Source organism: Novosphingobium sp. SG919 (genome assembly GCF_012932495.1).
Lineage (GTDB): Bacteria > Pseudomonadota > Alphaproteobacteria > Sphingomonadales > Sphingomonadaceae > Novosphingobium > Novosphingobium rhizosphaerae.
On record NZ_JABCNG010000005.1, the window covers coordinates 311,524 to 327,578 of the forward strand.

At 65.9% G+C, this 16,055-nt stretch carries 12 protein-coding genes; 5 read left to right on the top strand and 7 right to left on the bottom strand.

The features are described 5' to 3' along the window. Positions 1–119: 119 nt before the first annotated feature. Positions 120–1,211: a TauD/TfdA family dioxygenase gene (locus FHT19_RS19295; protein WP_168557605.1), complete on the bottom strand. Its 1,092-nt coding sequence runs from the start codon at positions 1,209–1,211 to the stop codon at positions 120–122. A gap of 338 nt (positions 1,212–1,549) precedes the next feature. Between FHT19_RS19295 and FHT19_RS19300 the strand changes: the two genes are divergently transcribed. Continuing rightward, positions 1,550–3,865 carry a TonB-dependent receptor gene (locus tag FHT19_RS19300; protein ID WP_169476399.1) on the top strand — a complete coding sequence of 772 codons (2,316 nt, stop codon included), beginning with the start codon at positions 1,550–1,552 and terminating at the stop codon, positions 3,863–3,865. A 198-nt stretch (positions 3,866–4,063) separates the two neighbouring features. On the opposite strand, the gene FHT19_RS19305 is transcribed toward FHT19_RS19300, so the two are convergent. The 3 genes from FHT19_RS19305 to FHT19_RS19315 are packed head-to-tail and all read right to left on the bottom strand — an operon-like array spanning position 4,064 to position 7,197. Beyond that, on the bottom strand, positions 4,064–4,672 hold the full coding sequence (locus FHT19_RS19305; RefSeq protein ID WP_169476531.1) for a 2-dehydro-3-deoxy-6-phosphogalactonate aldolase: 609 nt from the start codon (positions 4,670–4,672) through the stop codon (positions 4,064–4,066). Between the two features lie 46 nt (positions 4,673–4,718). After that, a complete protein-coding gene (locus tag FHT19_RS19310; RefSeq protein WP_169476400.1) occupies positions 4,719–5,624 on the bottom strand; it encodes a 2-dehydro-3-deoxygalactonokinase in 906 nt (301 codons plus the stop codon). After that, positions 5,608–7,197: a sodium/sugar symporter gene (locus FHT19_RS19315; RefSeq protein ID WP_168557602.1), complete on the bottom strand. Its 1,590-nt coding sequence runs from the start codon at positions 7,195–7,197 to the stop codon at positions 5,608–5,610. Before FHT19_RS19315 ends, FHT19_RS19310 begins: the two co-directional genes overlap by 17 nt. A 65-nt stretch (positions 7,198–7,262) precedes the next feature. Between FHT19_RS19315 and FHT19_RS19320 the strand changes: the two genes are divergently transcribed. Further along, positions 7,263–8,024 (top strand): FCD domain-containing protein, encoded by a 762-nt coding sequence (locus FHT19_RS19320; RefSeq protein WP_210425779.1) that lies wholly within the window; start codon positions 7,263–7,265, stop codon positions 8,022–8,024. A gap of 22 nt (positions 8,025–8,046) precedes the next feature. On the opposite strand, the gene FHT19_RS19325 is transcribed toward FHT19_RS19320, so the two are convergent. After that, the gene (locus tag FHT19_RS19325) at positions 8,047–8,952 is read right to left on the bottom strand and encodes an SMP-30/gluconolactonase/LRE family protein (protein ID WP_248290562.1); all 906 of its coding nucleotides are present in this window, start codon (positions 8,950–8,952) and stop codon (positions 8,047–8,049) included. Beyond that, positions 8,939–10,756 (bottom strand): IlvD/Edd family dehydratase, encoded by a 1,818-nt coding sequence (locus tag FHT19_RS19330; protein WP_348981805.1) that lies wholly within the window; start codon positions 10,754–10,756, stop codon positions 8,939–8,941. Before FHT19_RS19330 ends, FHT19_RS19325 begins: the two co-directional genes overlap by 14 nt. A gap of 137 nt (positions 10,757–10,893) precedes the next feature. On the opposite strand from FHT19_RS19330, the gene FHT19_RS19335 reads away from it, so the two are divergent. Genes FHT19_RS19335 through FHT19_RS19345 form a run of 3 tightly spaced genes read left to right on the top strand, consistent with a single transcriptional unit; the run spans position 10,894 to position 15,472 of the window. Further along, positions 10,894–11,829: a Gfo/Idh/MocA family oxidoreductase gene (locus FHT19_RS19335; protein ID WP_169476402.1), complete on the top strand. Its 936-nt coding sequence runs from the start codon at positions 10,894–10,896 to the stop codon at positions 11,827–11,829. A gap of 9 nt (positions 11,830–11,838) precedes the next feature. Beyond that, positions 11,839–14,340, top strand: coding sequence for a beta-galactosidase GalA (gene galA, locus FHT19_RS19340; RefSeq protein ID WP_169476403.1), 2,502 nt, complete (start codon positions 11,839–11,841; stop codon positions 14,338–14,340). A 19-nt stretch (positions 14,341–14,359) separates the two neighbouring features. Further along, positions 14,360–15,472 carry a glycosyl hydrolase 53 family protein gene (locus tag FHT19_RS19345; RefSeq protein ID WP_169476404.1) on the top strand — a complete coding sequence of 371 codons (1,113 nt, stop codon included), beginning with the start codon at positions 14,360–14,362 and terminating at the stop codon, positions 15,470–15,472. Between the two features lie 100 nt (positions 15,473–15,572). Here the strand turns inward: FHT19_RS19345 and FHT19_RS19350 are convergent, their stop codons facing one another. Beyond that, positions 15,573–15,983, bottom strand: coding sequence for a hypothetical protein (locus FHT19_RS19350; protein WP_168557596.1), 411 nt, complete (start codon positions 15,981–15,983; stop codon positions 15,573–15,575). Between the last annotated feature and the right edge of the window lie 72 nt (positions 15,984–16,055).

Consider the following 16,055-nt stretch of genomic DNA (forward strand, 5'->3'; position numbering starts at 1 on the left):
GAGACTGACAGAGATTACCCTTCTGCGAAACCAACTTCTACTCCGCCTCCCCTCGTCAGCGACCCACGAAAAAGCCCGGCGGATCGCTCCACCGGGCTGATTTGTGCGGCGCGTGTGCGTCAGGCGATCAGGCGGGGCACCGACATGCCGCGCACGTCGAAATGCGCGTCGGGATGCTCGGCCGCGCCGTCGCGCGGGGCCGCGCGGTGCTGGACCACGCCATTCTTGCCAAAGCCTTCGACCACCGGGCGCGTGCCCTTGCTCGACAGCCACAGGCGCAGCAAGTGGCGCTTGCGTTGCGGTTCGGGCCAGTCCCAGAACGTGGTGCGGGCGTGGAGCGCGGCATAGTTCGACAGCCACTGGATATCGCCGGGGCGGAAATCCATCTCGATCGCCATGCCTTCTTCATAGGTGATCTCGTCGAACAGGCGCAGCACCTCGATCTGGTCTTCGGTCAACTGCGGAACGCCGGGATATTCCTGGGCCGTCAGGATATAGAGCGAGCCGGCATACATGCTGAACACGCCCTGCTCCAGGCTGACGATCGGCGAAGTATAGGTATCGGCCGGCGCCTCATGGTCCTGGCGGCGCCAGTCCCAGTGGAATGGTTCGAACAGCAAAGGCGCCAGGTCGGGCCGCCGACGCAGGATCTCGTTATAGATTTCCGCGCCCGAAACCAGGCACGAAAGCCCCCCTTCGCGCGCGCCGCGCAGGCACATCAGCGCGACGATATCGGAACTGTCCGAATGGTAGACCAGCTTGTCGCGCACCTTGGACGACAGCGCGGTGGGATCGTCCATCGTCTTGTCCGACGTGGCATAGACGTGGTCGATCAGGTCGCCCATCTCGTTCTGGCGGATGGGATCGCCCATGTGCAAGCCAAGGACGTAATAGATCGCGCACGACAGGGCATCGGAATAGAGCTCTGCCCGCAGGCCCCGCACCAGCACGAAGCCGCGCCCGAAATCCACTTCCTGGCGCCATTCCTCGCAAGCCTGGGCCGTTTCCACCAGCGGATAGTCCTGCGCCTGCACCGTGCGCAGATCGGGATTTTCGGCCATGAAGCGCGTGCCCAGCGCTTCCAGCTCGGCAATCTGCGCGGGCGAAAGTTCGTAGACCCAGTCCTGGCCGCGGGCGAGCTCGTCGCCGCGCCAGGCGGCACGGCTGGTCACCGGGGATAGCACGGGGGCGGAAGGCGTGATCACGGACAAGGCTATGTTCCTTTGCGTCTTGGCGGGCGTTTGCCTGGGCCGGACGTGGCATGATGCAGTGCGCCACGTCTTGTCCCTGCGCGCAAGAGATTTGGACAGCACCGACAAACCAGCGGGCAAGATTCCGGCATCCGCGGCGCACCGCATCGCAACATGGCGCTTGCTGCAATGCCGATCGGTCAACTATTCGTGCGTTGCCGCGCAAGACCGCGGACCGCATGTCCACCGATGCTGGCGCCACAAACATGCCTGCCACGATCAAGGCCAGGTTCAGGGAGAAAACACAGCCGAGGGGCTGCCTGAAAGCGATGAAAAGCATTTTTCGAGGGGGGAAACCCATGCGCCCGTCATCCGTCCTGCTCACTGCCACTGCATCGCTACTGGCGCTTGCCGCCACCTCTGCCCGCGCCGCCGAAGCCGCGCCCGAACCGGCCCCCGTGGCCGCACCCGAACTTGACGCCGATGGCAGCCCCATCGGCACCATCGTGGTCAACGGCGAAAAGCGCGAAGTGAACCTGCAATCGGCACCGATTGCGATCAGCGCCGTTTCCGACGAGGCGCTGCGCCAGCGCAACGCCACCGAACTGGCCGATCTCAACGGCTTCGTCCCCGGCCTGACCGTGACCAAGAGCGAGGGCAACGAACGCGTCATCGCCATTCGCGGCGTGGGCTATGAAACCGCGCAGAATCCCAATTCGCAGCCCGGCGTCGCTTTCCACATCGACGGGGTCTATATCGCCCACGTCGTGGCGCTGAACCAGGATCTGCTCGATGTGGATCACGTGGAAGTGCTGCGCGGGCCGCAGGGCACGGTGTTCGGCCAGACGTCCACCGGCGGCGCCATCAACGTGATCACGCGCAAGCCGGTGCTGGGCCAGTATACCGGCGAAGCCCAGCTTTCCTATGGCAACTACAACTATGTGCGCGCCATGGGCACGCTCAACGTGCCGATTGCCGAGACGCTCGCCCTGCGCGGCACGGTGCAATACCTGCGCCACGATGGCTATGGCTATGCCGTGGGCGTGCCCGGTTATGCCAAGTATCCGCTGGACGATGCCAACAACATCGGCGGCCATGTCTCGCTGCTGTGGCAGCCCTCGCCCGACACCACCGTGACGCTTTCGGCGCAGTCGTTCGACGCCAGCCACAACGCCGCGCTGCAAAAGTGCCTGCTGTGCAGCACCGATCCGGCCGCCGGCAGCACCACCTACATCGCCGATCCCAGTTCCGACCCGCGCGTGGTGAACCAGGATTATGGCGGCAAGTACGTCACCAAGACGCGCATGGCCTACCTGTCGATCGCGCAGACGATCGATGACAAGGTCGTGCTCAAGTCGGTGACCGCCTACCAGTACCTCAACAAGAACCAGAGCGGCGACAACGACCGCTTCGTCTATGCCAACTATCACGACAACATCGTCAAGTGGCAGGACATGAGCAGCACCTGGACGCAGGAAGTCTCGGCCTCGTCCACGCCCAACAAGTCGGTCGAATGGGTGGTCGGCGGCTTCTATCTGCGCCAGCACGCCCTGCAGAACATCCTGGAATACACCACCGGCGGCTTTTCTACCGATCCCGCCACGGGCGAGGCGGTGTCGTTCCAGACCGACAGCCCCTATCAGCACACCTCGTGGGCCGGCTATGGCCAGGCAGTGATCCACGCCACCGACAAGCTCGATCTGATCGGCGGCGCGCGTTATAGCTGGGACAAGATTTCCGCCCAGCCGGTGCAGTATTTCGCCACCGTGCCACCGCGCACCGCCACCAGCGACGCGGTGACCGGCAAGGTCAGCGTGCAATACCAGGTGACGCCCACCAACATGCTCTATGTCACCGGCTCCAAGGGCTACAAGCCCAGCGGCGTGACGTTCAGCGGCGATTCCATCTTTGTGAAGAGCACGTACCGCAAGGAAACCGTCTGGGCGGCCGAAGTGGGTTCGAAGAACGAATTCTTCGACAAGACGCTGCGCCTCAACGTCGCGGGCTATTACTACTGGTACAAGGATTTCCAGTTCACCGCCGAAGATCCGGTGCCCTTTGCCGGCGGCACCGCCAACATCCCGCGCGCGGAAACCTATGGCGTGGAATTCGAAACCACCTGGGCGCCGAACAAGCAATTGCGCTTCGACGGAAACCTGGCCCTGGCCGAAGGCAAGTTCCACGGCGATTACTACACGATCGACAAGCAGACCGCACAGGACATCCGCGCCACCACGTATGCGGCGCTGGGCTATCCCGCGGGCTGGTACTATGACTCGCGGGTGATTTCCGCCGTCATGGCCGCTTCCACCAACACCAACGGCAAGAAGATCCCCAAGCTGCCGGGCGTGCAGGGCAGCTTTGCCGCCACGTATACCGCCCCGGTGGGCCCGGGCGAACTCATGCTGCGCGGCGAAGTGGTCTATCGCGGCAAGTTCAACTCGCGCATCTTCAACGTGCCGCAGTTCGATACCGTGCCGGCCTATACCATCGGCAACGTGATGATCCAGTACAAGCCGGATGCTTCGCCTTTCACCTTCTCGGTGACCGGCACCAACATCACCGACAAGGCCGGGGTGAGCAACAAGTTCGCCGATCCTTATGGCTCTGGCACCACCAGCGTGGAATATATCCCGCCGCGCCAGGTCTTTGCCACGGTCGGCTACAAGTTCTGACTTCGACGCATGAAGTCCACCTTGCCGGCAGCGCGGATAATCCCCGCGCTGCCGTTTTTTTGCGTCTGCGTTTCCTGAACACGTCACCCCGGACTTGATCCGGGGTCCCGCTTTTCTTGACCCAAAGTGCGAGGCCGGAAGAAAGCGGGACCCCGGGTCAAGCCCGGGGTGACGAAGAAATTTATGCGCTGCGAGGTCTCAATCGATCAGGCGGTGCACTTCGGCCACAAAGGCCTTGGCCGCCTTGGCCACGTCTTCCACGCTGCGACCGGCCTTGTAGAGCGCCGAACCCAGGCCGCCGCCGGCCGCGCCAGCCGCCATCCAGTCAGACAGGTTTTCCGGGGTCACGCCGCCCACGGCGAGCACCGGCACATGGCGCGGGATCACTGCCAGTTGCGCCTTGAGCACGGCTGGGCTGGCCGCTTCGGCGGGAAACAGCTTGAGGCCGTGGGCGCCCGCTTCCAGTGCGGCAAAGGCTTCGGTGGGCGTGGCATAGCCAGGCAGCGAAACCATGCCCAGTTCCACGCTGCGCGCGATCACCGCCGGGTTGACGTTGGGCGAAACCACCAGGGTGCCGCCAGCAGCGTGCACGGCTTCAACCTCGGCCACGGTCAGCACAGTGCCCGCACCCACCAGCACATCCTCGCCATAGCGATGGGCGATCTTGGCGATCGACACCAGCGGATCGGGAGAATTGTGCGGCACTTCGATCATCGAAAAGCCAGCCTGGACCAAGGCATCGGCCATGGCCTCGATCTCGTCGGGGCGAACCCCGCGCAAGATCGCCACCAGCGGGCAATGGCGCATGGCGCGGGCAAAGCTATCGGCGGCAGCGCGATCGGCAGCGGTATGGTCAACGGTCACGAACAAGGCTCCAGATCTGGGCGATGCCGGCAACGAACGCGGCATGGCTATCAACGAGGTGGGCGCGGCCGCCGCATTGCGCAATGGCCGCCGTATAAAGCGCGCCGAGCATCGGATCGGCCAACAGGTAAACGTCGCTATCGGGCCCCACGCCGGCGCCGCGTACATCGCTGCCGATCAGCAGGCCCGAAGCATGGGCGGCACTGTCTTCCACCGCGCGCAGGCCAAGCAGCGCACTGGCGCGCACGCCGAACAGCGCGGTAAGCAGCGCGCCATCGCCGCTGGCCGCCACCCCGGCGCGGAAGGCCGGGCCATCGGCCACCGGGCCGGTGAGGAATTCGGCCAGCAGGCTGTGCTGCTTGAGCAGGGCGAACATCTCACCCGTCATGCTGGTGGCAAAGCTGGCGACGGCACCGCCTTCCATGCGCGCCCACTTGCAATGGGTCCCGGGCTGGCACAACAACGCATCGGGCGGGGCAAGGCCTGCGTGGACCGCGCCGAGCAGTTGCATTTCCTCGCCGCGCATCACGTCGCCGCGCGGGTCCGACAGGCCCGGCACGATCCACGTGCGGGGCGCCACTTCGTACAAGGCGCCGGCAATTTCGGCTGCGCCAGAGGGGCACGACAGATAAGGCACTAGGGCCCAGCCGCGCTGGGAGCCGACCATGCCGGCTGCAATCACCGGCAGGTCACCCAGCCGCGCGCGGATCGCGGCCACTTCGTCGGCAAAGGCGCCCGCGCCAACGGTCAGCACACCGCGATCGTCGCGAAAGGTGTCCAGCACCTGGACACCTTCCGGGCCCGCCGGGTCGAGCAGATAGACGCGGCGATTGGTGGTGCCCCAGTCGATAGCAAGGAAACGGTCGTTCACGGTCAAATCACCACCAAAAGGCATAGAGAGCGACGAGAATCGCCAGGATCGCCAGCGCCGCCAGGTTAAAGCCGGTGCTGGTGCGGAACAGGGTGGCTTCCTTGCGGATACCGGCGCCTTGTTGCACCTGCGGGCGCGCGAGCGATACCCCCATGGCCAGCAGCAGCGAAATCACGAAGATGATCGCCATGCGGTTCATGAACGGCACCGCTTCGAGCGCGGCAATCCCGCCAAAGCGGAACACCAGGCTGAGCAGCACCGAAGCGACCGCCCCGGTCAGCGCGCCGGCCTCGGTCGCGCGCGGCCAGAACAGGCCGAGCAGGAAGATCACCGTGATCCCCGGCGTCACGAAGCCCGAAAACTCCTGGATATACTGGAACGCCTGGTCGAGCCCGCCCAGGAGTGGCCGCGCGGTAAGAATGGCGATCACCACGGCCACGGCGGCGGCGATGCGGCCCACGGTCACCAGCTTCTTCTCGCTCTGTTCCCCCTTGGCAAAGCGGGCATAGATATCGAGCGTGAAGATCGTGGCGATTGAATTGATCTTGCTGGCCGTGGACGCGATGATCGCGGCCACGAGCGCTGCAAAGACCAGGCCGAGCAGCCCCGGCGGCAGCAGGCGCATCATCGCGGGATAGGCCTGGTCCGGCTTGGCCAGATTGGGCGCGAGCAGCACGGCGGCAATGCCGGGCAGCACGATGATGATCGGCATGATCAGCTTGAGGAAACCGGCAAAGACCATGCCGCGCTGCGCCTCGGGCAGGCTCTTGGCCGCCAGCGCGCGCTGGATGATGTACTGGTTGCAGCCCCAGTACGACAGGTTGGCAATCCACATGCCGCCGATGATCACCGACAGGCCCGGCAAGTCCTTGTAATGCGGATCGTCGGCCGACAGGATCATGTGGAAGTGATCAGGCGCCTGCGCCACCAGCGCCTTGAAGCCCGAGACGATGCCCGGCCCGTCGCCATAGAGCTGCCCGATCTGGCCCAGCGTGAGCCAGGCGATCACCAGCCCGCCCAGTACCAGCAGCGTAACCTGGACGATATCGGTCAGTGCCACGGCCTTGAGCCCGCCGCGCAGCTGATAAAGCAGCGCGAACACGCCCAGCCCGGCCAGCGCCAGGTCCTGGTTGACGCCGGCCACCTGCATCACCGCGATCGAGCCCAGCCAGACGATCGACGTCAGGTTGACGAAGACGTAGAGCACCAACCAGAACACCGCCATGACCGTGCGGATCGTGGGGCCAAAGCGCTGCTCCAGGAACTGCGGCATCGTGTAGATGCCGTTGGCCAGGAAGATCGGCAGGAAATACTTGGCCACCAGCAAAAGCGTGGCCGCCGCCATCCATTCATAGGACGCGATGGCCAGGCCAATGGCATAGCCCGACCCCGCCATGCCCACGATCTGCTCGGCCGAAATGTTGGCCGCAATCAGCGACGCGCCGATCGCCCACCACGGCAGAGACTTGGACGCCAGGAAATAGTCGGTGGTGTCGGTCTGGTGCCCGGCTTTTTCACGGCTGACCCACTGGGCCAGCGCAAAGATGAAGACGGCATAGGCCACCACCACCAAGGCATCGAGTGTCGATAGGCTCATTTCCCGCCCTCTCTTTGCGCGCGCGGGGCATTTGGCCTTGCCAATCGGCCCTCGCGTCTATTTATATGATTAAAAGAGCACCCCACAGCGAAGGGATCACCGTGGCATTTCAACCGCTCGAAGCGCGCGACGCGCTCGGCCGCAATCTCACTTATGGCCTGCTCGACCGGCTGGGCCTGCTGATCGTGGGCGGCGCCTTCAACGGTCGATCGTTTCCCACCGAGGCGGAACTTTCCGAAACCCACGGGGTCAGCCGCTCGGTCACGCGCGAGGCGGTCAAGATGCTGACGGCCAAGGGCCTGGTCAGCGCCCGGCCCCGCCAGGGCACGATCATCCAGCCCGACAGCCAGTGGAACCTGTTCGATCCCGACGTGCTGCGCTGGATGCTGGAGCGGCGCTTCTCGATCGACCTCTTGCGCCATTTCGGCCAGTTGCGCGTGGCGATCGAACCGGCCGCCGCCGCGATGGCCGCGCGCGAGGCGAGCGAGGATGGCCTGTCCCTGATCCGCGCCGGCTTTGCCCGCATGCAGGCGGCCGACGCCGGCCATGACGACGTGCTGGAAGCCGACGTTGCCTTTCACGTGGCCATTCTCAAGGCCTCGGGCAATCCGTTCTTCGGGCAGTTTCGCGACGTGGTGTCGACCGCGCTGAAAACCTCGATCCGCTATACCAACCGCATCGTGGGGCGTAGTGCCGATCTCGATGCGCACGAAGCGGTGATGGACGCCATCCTGGCGCGCGACGACGCCACCGCGCAAACCCGCATGCGCGTGATCATCGAGGACGCACTCGATGCCATTCGCCGCAACGAGGAAGCCCTGGCCTGAAACGGCTGATCCCGACACGAAGTCAGCCGCCGAACCGCGGCGTGGGGCACCCGCGAAAGCCGGTGCCCACCACTTCGAACAGCGCGCCGCCGGCCGGCTCGTCCACGCCATCGGCGGCCGATGTCACGAACAGGCGATCGAGATTGTCACCCGCAAATGCCAGGTTGGTGATCTGGCTGGCGGGCAGCGCCACGCGGTGGGTGCGCGTGCCATCGGCGGCAAAGCGGCTGATGCAGCCAGCGCCCCAATGCGCGATCCACAGCCCCCCGTCGCTGTCGATGGTCATGCCATCGGGCGAACCCCAGCTCTCGGGAAATTCCAGGAACGTCTCGCGCGGGCCCAGCGAGCCATCGGCAGCATAGGCAAAGCGATAGACGCGGCCCAGCGCGCTGTCGGTGTGGTACAGCCAGCATGCATCGGCCGAAAGCACCGGGCCATTGGCGATGCGATAGCCGCTGTCCACCTTGGTCCACGACAAGTCATGATCGAGGCGGTAGAAATTGCCGGTCGGCGTTTCGCCGTCCATGTTCATCGTGCCGGCCCAGATCCTGCCCTGTGGGCAGACCATGGCATCGTTCATGCGGTTGCGCGGCAGATCGGGTTCGGGCGCGCCGATCGGCACGCAGGAAAACGGATCGAGCGTGATCGTGGCAAAGCCGCTGCGCAAGCCGGCGATGAAGCCGGGGCCGCCTTCGCGCTCCAGCACCCAGCCGATCATGTCGGGCACGGGCCATTCGGCCACCAGCCCGCTGGCCAGGTCGAGCCGGTTGATGCGCTGGCCGATGATATCGACCCACAACAGCGCATGCTGGCGGGCCGACCACAGCACGCCTTCGCCCAGCAAGTCACGCCCGTGCATCGCACCCGGCCGCGCGACCTGGATCACCTGCGCGGCGGCGATATCGATCGTGGTATCAGTGGCTGTCACGGGGCACCCCATAGACTTGCGCCACCCGTTGAAACCGGACGGCATCCTCGATCACTGCGCCATCGGCGAACTGGCCGGTGATCTTGCGGCTCAGCGCCTGCCACGGCGTCTGGTCTTCGGGGAAGCGGAACGGCTCGGCCGCCAAGGCCGCGCGGCGCTCCGCCATTTCGGCGTCCGACACCAGCAGATCGACCGTGCGGGTGTTGAGATCCACGCGAATGCGGTCGCCATCGCGCAGCAGCGCCAGGCCACCGCCCACCGCCGCTTCCGGGCTGGCGTTGAGGATCGAGGGGCTGCCCGAGGTGCCCGACTGGCGCCCATCGCCCAGGCACGGCAGCGCATCGACCCCGGCGCGGATCAGCGCGGCGGGCGGGCGCATGTTGACGACCTCGGCCCCGCCGGGATAGCCGATCGGCCCTGCCCCGCGGATCACCAGGATCGAACGCTCGTCGATGCCGAGCGCCGGATCGTCGATCCGCGCGTGATAGTCTTCCGGCCCGTCGAACACGAAGACCTTGCCTTCGAACGCCTCGGGGTCATCGGGGTTCGACAGGTAGCGCGCGCGGAACTGGTCGCTGATCACGCTCTTCTTCATCACGGCGGCGTCGAACAGGTTGCCGCCCAGCACGGTAAGGCCGGCTGCCGGCTTGAGCGGGCGGTCGAGCGGGCGGATCACCTCTTCGTCGGCGATTGTCACGTGGGCGACATTCTCGGCCACGGTCTTGCCATTGGCGGTCAAGGCCGCACCATCGAGCAGGCCGGCGCGAGCGAGTTCGCCCATCACCGCCGGGACCCCGCCAGCGCGGAAATAGTCCTCGCCCAGATATTCGCCCGAGGGCTGGAGATTGACGATCAGCGGAATGTCGGCGCCATGGCTTTCCCAGTCGTCGAGCGTCAGGTCCACGCCCACGTGGCGGGCAATGGCATTGAGGTGGATCGGCGCATTGGTCGATCCGCCGATCGCCGAATTGACGCGAATGGCGTTGAGGAACGCGGACTTGGTGAGAATGTCGGAAGGCTTGCGATCGGCGACAACCATTTCCACGATCTGCTTGCCGGTATAATAGGCGCATTCCTGCCGGTCGCGGTGCGGCGCCGGGATCGCGGCCGAACCGGGCAGGCTCATGCCCAGCGCTTCGGCCAGCGAATTCATCGTGGTGGCCGTGCCCATGGTGTTGCAATAGCCGGTGGACGGCGCAGAGCTGGCGACCAGTTCGATGAAGCCCTTGAAGTCGATCTCGCCCTTGGAGAGCATCTCGCGCGCTTTCCACACGATCGTGCCGCTGCCAGTGCGCTTGCCATCGTGCCAGCCGTTGAGCATCGGGCCCACTGACAGCGCGATCGCGGGAATGTTGACCGTGGCCGCCGCCATCAGCGCGGCCGGGGTGGTCTTGTCGCAACCGATGGTCAGCACCACGCCGTCGAGCGGATAGCCGAACAGCACTTCCACCAGGCCCAGGTAGGCGAGGTTGCGATCGAGCCCGGCGGTGGGCCGCTTGCCGGTTTCCTGGATGGGATGGAGCGGGAATTCGATGGGAATGCCGCCCGCCTCGCGAATGCCGTCGCGCACGCGGCTGGCCAGCACCAGATGGTGGCGGTTGCACGGGGAAAGGTCGCTGCCGGTCTGGGCAATGCCGATGATCGGGCGATCGGACTGCAGTTCCTCGATCGTCAGGCCATAGTTGAGATAGCGTTCGAGATAGAGCGCGGTCATGTCGGCCGATTCGGGATTGTTGAACCAGGCCCGCGAACGCAAGCCGCTACCGCCCGGGCCGCTCTGGTTTTTCGTGCTATCGTTGGCCACCGCTGCCATTCCTTCCTTTGCCTTCTTCCGGGCCAGAACGCCATTTTGCGTCGCCATCCCCGCCCATTGACCTCTCTAACCATATATATATGATAAATGTAAAGAGCGCGATGGCGTGCTTGTTTGAGGAGCCTGGAATGTCCCAACCTTCGATCCGCCTCGGCCTGGTGGGCCTGGGCAAGATCGCCTGCGACCAGCATCTTCCTGCCATCGCTGGAAATTCCCGGTTCGAACTGGTTGCTGTGGCCGATCCGGTGCACCGTCTTGACGGCGTGCGCGGCTATGCCGGCCTGGCTGAAATGCTGGCAGGTGAAGCCGGTTCGCTCGATGCCGTGGCCCTGTGCACGCCGCCGGCGGTGCGCGTGTCCCTGGCGCGCGAGGCGATCGCCGCCGGGCTCGATGTGCTGCTCGAAAAGCCCCCGGCCGCCGCCCCCACCCAGGCCGAAGCGCTGGCGCAACTGGCCACCCGCGCCGGGGTCACGCTTTATGCCGCGTGGCATTCGCGCGAGAGCGAAGCGGTGGAAGCCGCGCGGGCCTGGCTGGCCAACCGCAGCATCACCGCCGTGCACATCACCTGGCGCGAAGACGTGCGGCAATGGCATCCGGGGCAGGATTGGCTGCTGGCCAAGGGCGGGTTCGGCGTGTTCGATCCGGCGATCAACGCCTTTTCGATTCTCACCGAAATCCTGCCCTCGGGCATCTGCGTCGAAGGCGCCCAGCTGGAAATGCCGGCCAACCGGCAGTCACCCACCGATGCCCAGGTGCAGATGCGCTGCAGCACGGGCGCCCCGATCATCGCCGACCTGTCCATCCTGCACCCTGGCGACCAGCAGTGGGACATCGTGGTTCACACCGCCGACGGCGAACTGGTGCTCCGTCAGGGCGGCCATCGCCTGGAAATCGACGGCGCGCTGCGCCTGGACGCGTCGAACGACGAATATCCCCGCATCTATCGCCGCTTTGCCGATCTGATCGACCGCCGCGCCAGCAGTGCCGATGCCAGCCCGCTGGCGCTCGTGGCCGATGCCCTTTTGCTGGGCACGGTTACCACCGGCCCCGATTTCGAGTTCTGAACGATGACCATGCATCCCACAACCGATCGCCGCACTGCACTTGCCCTGGGCCTTGCCGGTCTGGCTGGCAGCGCCGCGCCCACCCTGGCCAACGCCGCAGCCGCTGCGGGCGCCCGCATGACGGACAAGGCGCTACCCTCGCCCCGCCGGCAGGAGCGGCTGGCCGATGGCTGGCGCTTTGCCCTGGGCCACGCGGCTGACATGGCCAAGGATTTCGGCTTTGGCCGCTTCCAGCGCACCTATGCCAAGCCCGGCTTCGACGTGTCGCCCGCCGTCCAGCCCGATTTCGATGACAGCGCCTGGGCCATGGTGCGCGTGCCGCACGATTGGGCGGTGGAACTGCCTTATGCCCTGCCTGCGCAGCCGGTGGCCAAGGAGCAGGAAGACATGGCCGCCGGCCACGGCTTTCGCGCCATCGGCCGCGATTTTCCGCAAAACAGCGTGGGCTGGTATCGCCGCAAGCTGCCGGTGGGCGCGGCGGATAAGGGCCGCGCGGTATGGCTGGAATTCGACGGCGTGTTCCGCGATTGCAAGGTCTTCGTGAACGGCTACGAAGCCGGCGGCAGCGCTTCGGGCCATGCCCCGTTCCGCGTCAACATCGCCGATTTCCTCGATTACGAGGGCGGCCCCAACCAGTTGACCCTGCGCGTCGATGCCTCGCTGGGCGAAGGCTGGTTCTATGAAGGCGCCGGGATCTATCGCCATGTCGATCTGGTGAGCGCCGCGCCGCTCCATGTGCCGCAGTGGGGCACCTGCGTGCGCAGCACGGTGGACGGCAGCGGCGCCCGCGTGGCCATCGCCACCACCCTGGCCAACGCGGCCGAAGTGGCTGGCAGCGCGCAATTGCGCCACCGCGTCTTCGCCCCCGATGGCGCGCTGGTGGGCGAAATCGCCCCGCAAGCCGCCACCACGCTGGCTGCGGGCGCGCAAGCCACGGTGAATGCCGATCTGGCGCTGGCCGCCCCGCAACTGTGGTCACCGCAAACCCCCAAGCTCTACACCCTGGAAACCAGCGTCCTGGTCGATGGCCGGGAAGTGGACCGCACGACCACGCGCTTCGGCATCCGCACCCTGGCGTTCGACGGCACGCGCGGCTTTGCCGTCAACGGCCAGCCGGTGAAGCTCTTGGGCGTGTGCAACCACCAGGACCATGCCGGCGTGGGCACGGCGATTCCCGATGCCCTGCATGCCTGGCGCGTGGCGCAGACCCTGGGCATGGGCGCCAATGCCTGGCGCAGCGCGCACAACCCGCCATCGCAGGCGCTGCTCGACATCTGCGACGCCACCGGCATGATGATGGTGGCCGAAACCCGGCTCAACACCACCAACCCCGAAGCGCTCGACGAACTCGACCGCATGATCCTGTCCTCGCGCAACCACCCGTCGATCATCCTGTGGTCGGTGGGCAACGAGGAAGGCCACCAGGGCAGCGAGCGCGGCCGGCGCATTTCGGCCCAGCTCGTCGCGCGGTGCAAGCAGCTCGATCCCACGCGGCTGACCACCCAGGCGATGGACAAGGGCTGGGACGGCGGCGCCGCCGATGCCGTGGACGTGGTCGGCTTCAACTATCGCACCGACAAGATCCCGGCCTGGCGCCAGCGCCACCCCGGCAAGCCGGTGATCGGCACCGAAACCGCCAGCACCGTCGCCACGCGCGGCGCCTATGCCAACGATGCCGCCGCCCACGTGGTGCGCGCCTATGATACCGAGCATCCCTGGTGGGCCAGCACGGCGGAAGAATGGTGGCAGGTCGTCGCGGCCGAGCCGGGCATTGCCGGCGGCTTTATCTGGACCGGGTTCGACTATCGCGGCGAGCCCACCCCCTTCCCGCAGATGCCCAGCGTTTCCAGCTATTTCGGAGCGATGGACTTGTGCGGGCTGCCCAAGGACAACTATTATTACTACCGCGCCTGGTGGCGGCGCAGCGAGCCGCTGGTCCACCTGCTGCCGCACTGGAACTGGGCGGGGCGCGAAGGCCAGCGGATCGAGGTGTGGGTCCACGGCAATTGCGCGCAAGTGGAACTGCTGCTCAATGGCAAGTCACTGGGCCGCAAGGCCATGCCCGAAAACGGCCACCTGGCCTGGCAAGTGCCTTACGCCCCCGGCACTCTGGAAGCGCGCGGATACAATGCTGGCAAGCTGGCCGCGCGCGATACCCGCCTCACCGCTGGCAAGCCCGCTGCGCTGCGCCTGGTAACCGAGCGCACGCGCCTGGCCGCCGATGGCAATGACGTGGCCGCCGTGCGGGTCGAAATGATCGACGCCGCCGGCCATCTGGTGCCGACCGCCGATACCGCCCTCACCTTTGCCCTTTCCGGCGCAGCGCGGATCATTGGCCTGGGCAATGGCAATCCCACCTCCACCGAGCCCGATAAGGGCAACGCCCGCCGCGCGTTCAACGGCCTGGCGCAAGTGCTGGTGCAGAATGCCGGCGCCGTGGGTGGCGCCCGCCTCACCGCCAGCGCGCCGGGCCTCAAGCCCGCCAACCTCGACCTCTATTTCCATGCCTGACGCCAAGGACACGCCGTTCATGAACCTTCTGCGCCGCGCGGCTTTCGCGCCCGCCCTGCTCATGGCCTCTTCCGCCATGGCCGCGCCCGATCCGACGCTCTACCTGGGTGCCGATCTTTCCTTCACCAACGAGATGGAGGCTTGCGGGGCGAAGTTCCTCGACCACGGCAAGCCCGCCGATCCTTTCGTCGTGCTCAAGCAGCATGGCGGCAACGTGATGCGCGTGCGCCTGTGGAACGACCCCAAGTGGACGCAGTACAGCACTTATGCCGATGTGCTCAAAACGATCACCCGCGCCCATGCGGCGGGCCTCAACGTGCTGCTCGATTTCCACTATTCCGATGACTGGGCCGATGGCGACAAGCAGCCTGCGCCGGCGGCCTGGGCCGGCCTTTCCACCGACGACCACGTCAAGGCGCTGCACGACTACACCCGCGATATCCTCGACAAGCTTGCAGCAGCCGGCCAGCTGCCCGAAATGGTGCAGGTGGGCAACGAAACCAACGCTTCCGTGCAGGGCGGGGTCAAGGACCAGCCGATCGACTGGACGCGCAACGCCCGCATGCTCAATGCCGGGATCGCTGCGGTGCGCGAGGCGGCCAAGGCCCATGGCAAGCCGATCCAGGTCATGCTGCATATCGCCCAGCCCGAAAACGTGATCCCGTGGTTCGACGATGCCACGGCGGCGGGCGTGCTGGACTACGACGTGATCGGCATCAGCTATTATTCCAAGTGGTCGAAATACAATCTTTCGGGCCTGGGCAAAGTGATCGACGCCGCCCACCGCCGCTATGGCGCGCAAGTCTGGGTGGTGGAAACCGCCTATGCCTTTTCCGACGACCATGCCGATGACACCACCAACCTGTTGGGATCGGACAGCGCCATTCCCGGCTATCCGGTCAGCCCCAAGGGCCAGCTCAAGTACCTGGAAGACCTGACCCAGACTGTGGTCAACAATGGCGGCAACGGCGTGGTCTATTGGGCGCCGGACTGGGTTTCCACCCAGTGCAAGACGCGCTGGGGCACCGGATCGAGCTGGGAAAACGCCGCGATGTTCGACATCAAGCGCCACGAGGCGCTGCCGGCGTTCGACTGGTTGGGCAAGACGTACAAGCCGCAAGCCAAGCCTTGATCGTCACCCCGGACTTGATCCGGGGTCCCGCTTTTTCGAACGGTCGCGCCAGGCCTCGCACCACCCCCAACCCCCTCCTTGCAAAGAGGAGGGGGCTTTTTCATGACCGCCCGTTTTCAAACGAACGGCGGCGCCCAAGCACCCCGCCCGCCCACAGCGCCGCCCAGATCAGCACCGGCTGCGCCAGCATGCGCGGGATGTGATAGCCAAGGCCCAGGCCATGATCGGGCCGCGCCAGGTCCATGATCATGTGGTTGATATTGGCCGGCCACACGCACAGCGCATAAGCAGCCAGCCCCCATCCCGCCGCGCGGCGCAAGGCCGGGCTGAACCCCTGGACCAACGCCACGCTGCCGGCCAGTTCGGCAAGGCCGGTCAGCGCGATCACCAGCGGCGCGTGCGGCACCCACGCTGGCGTGATTTTCAGGAACGGCGCGGGAATGGCCAGATGAAGCACGCCGGCCGCGAAATAGAGCAGGCCGAGCAAGAGGCGCACGATGCGGCGGGTCATGCGCCCTTGTTGCATAGCCCCGCGCCACCGCCAAAGAAAAAGGGCGCCGCATCGCTGCAGCGCCCCTTGCAG